A 2,470-nucleotide genomic window follows, 5' to 3' on the forward strand; every position below is an offset into this window, starting at 1 on the left:
GTACAGCAGCACAGCGAGCAGTCGTTCGAAGCTCGCCGCCGCTGCCAGCCAGTGCATGGCGGGATAGGCGGTGAAGATGCACAGCAACGATATCGCCAGCAACAGTGGCCGACGGCCAATGCGGTCGGAGAGGGCGCCGCCGATAGGCAGCCAGATAAAGTTGCTGATGCCGACCAGCAGTGTGACCACCAGGCTGTCGGTGGTGCTCAGGTTCAGTACTGTCCTGCCAAACGTCGGTGTGTAGACCGTAATCAGGTAGAACGTGGTGGTGGTCATGGACGCCAGCAAGCCGCCCGCCAGTACGGTGCGCCAGTTGTCACGCATCGAGCGAAAAACTTCGCGAGTTGTTGGACGATGGCTGCGAGCAGTGAAGGCAGCGGTTTCTTCCAGTGAGCGGCGAATAATGAAAATGAACGGGATGATCACACAGCCAATGAAGAACGGAATACGCCAGCCCCAATCGGCGATTTCAGCGGCTTGCATCGTGGCATTGATCGTGTAGCCCAACGCGGCCGCGACGACGATCGCCACCTGTTGGCTGGCCGATTGCCAACTGGTGTAGAAACCGGTGTGACCGGGGGTGGAAATTTCCGACAGATACACGGAAACACCGCCCATTTCCGCGCCGGCGGAGAAGCCCTGTAGCAGCCTGCCCAACAACACTAGAATCGGTGCCGCCACGCCGATGGCGGCATAGCCCGGCACCAGAGCGATCAATACGGTACCGGCGGCCATGATCGACAGCGTCACGATCAGCCCTTTGCGACGGCCCACCTTGTCGATGTACGCCCCCAGCACAATGGCGCCTAACGGACGCATCAGGAATCCGGAGCCGAATACCGCGAAGGTCATCATCAGCGAGGCAAACTCGCTGGTGGCTGGAAAGAAGGTCTGGGAAATGTAGGTCGCGTAGAACCCGAACAGAAAGAAGTCGAACTGCTCGAGAAAGTTACCGCTGGTGACCCGCAAAATGGCGCCCAATTTTGACCCCTTGGCTCGGGTTGTTGCCGTTGTCGTTTTCATCATGGCTACCGTTATGCTCACTATTGTTTTTGGAATGAGTGTTTTAACCGTCAGTCGCTGCCGGCGTTGATCGGGTTGGGTTGACGCTTCTCGATGGCGTGTTTGAGCAGCGCTGCGCTGCGGAATATTCCATGGGCGAATTTGCTGTAGGGCATGGTCAAGAAAAACGCCATGACCAGGCCGAGATGGATAGCCAGCATCAAGCCCAAGGCGCTGGTTTCACGGAAAGCCAGTAGCGCCAGGCCGCTTGCGCTGACCAGAAACAGCAGCGCGATGAAGCCGCGATCCATGGGTTTTTGGTTCTCATCGCCGTGCGCAGGGTTGCGACGCAGGTTCAGCCAAAGAAGACCCGCCGGGCCGATCAGCAGGCCGATGCCACCGGCAATACCCAACATCACCGGCAAGCTGAAGATCGGATAAGGCGCCGACCACTTCAGCAAGTAGTGAAAGAGCGTGGCGACACCGGTAGCGGCGAAGCACAGCATGAAGCCGTAGAAGGTGAGGTGGTGGAATCGGCGTCGCCACAAGGTGAATTGATCGTCGGCGTTGTTGCAGCCTTCGCCATGGCCGCCGTCCAGGTATTTGAGCTTCGCGACGTTGGCCGTAGCCTCCAATGCAGCGGACGTTTTCAACGGCAGTGGCGCTGCGACCGGTGAAACGTTGCGCCAGAAGCGCCGTACACCCATGGTCAGGGCAAGTACCGCAAAGCCGAACACCGAACCGAACATCAGCGCCAGGGTGTTATGCGGGAAAATCTTGTAGAAGTTGCCCCCGGGAATGGCCGTAAACAGGTTGCCCATGAGCATCAGGGTCAGGCATAAAAACAAGGCCAGTCCCCCACCGGAAGCCAGCGCCAGGGTCAGGCCGTTGCGCTGATACAACTTGCCCATCACTTGCGGCCAGGCGTATTCGGCGTAAGTATCCAGGCGCACTTTGGCCATGGCTTTGGGTATGTTGACGTCGAATTCGTGTGGGGCGGCGTACTGACAGGCGTGCAAGCACGCGCCGCAGTTATGGCACAAGTTCGCCAGGTAGTGGATGTCGGCCTGAGTGAATTCCAGACGCCGGGTCATCGCCGGAAATACCGCGCAAAAGCCTTCGCAATAACGGCAGGCATTGCAGATGGTCATCTGCCGCTGGACTTCACTTTCGTCAAGATTCAACACGGGGATTAACCCGCCCGACGCTTGGGGATCAAACAGTTGCATGTCGAGACTCCGTGTTTGCAGATGAGACGCCAAAGCCCACAGAAGCGGCCGCCTGCACACCGGCGATGCGGCCAAACGCGGTACCGATGGCCATGCCGATGCCGGCGGTGTAGCCCTTGCCCAGAACATTGCCGGCCATCATCTCTCCCGCGACGAACAGGTTGGGGCTCGCTTTGCCATTGAAATGCACGGCAGCGGTTTCGTCGGTGGCGAGGCCGAGGTAGGTGAACGTGACACCC

The 2,470-nt window shown here is 58.9% G+C and carries 2 protein-coding genes and 1 pseudogene; all 3 read right to left on the minus strand.

The annotated features are described in order from the left end of the window. Positions 1–1,026 (minus strand): tricarballylate/proton symporter TcuC (gene tcuC / locus ACXRVY_RS24140; protein WP_458238442.1); only part of this gene is annotated, 1,026 nt, incomplete at its 3' end. Between the two features lie 47 nt (positions 1,027–1,073). Next, positions 1,074–2,231, minus strand: coding sequence for a tricarballylate utilization 4Fe-4S protein TcuB (gene tcuB, locus ACXRVY_RS24145; RefSeq protein WP_223462609.1), 1,158 nt, complete (start codon positions 2,229–2,231; stop codon positions 1,074–1,076). After that, positions 2,218–2,470 (minus strand): annotated as a pseudogene (locus ACXRVY_RS24150) (FAD-dependent tricarballylate dehydrogenase TcuA); the annotation flags it as partial. The gene tcuB and the pseudogene ACXRVY_RS24150, both read right to left, overlap by 14 nt.

The organism is Pseudomonas sp. P5_A2_2, from assembly GCF_054177685.1.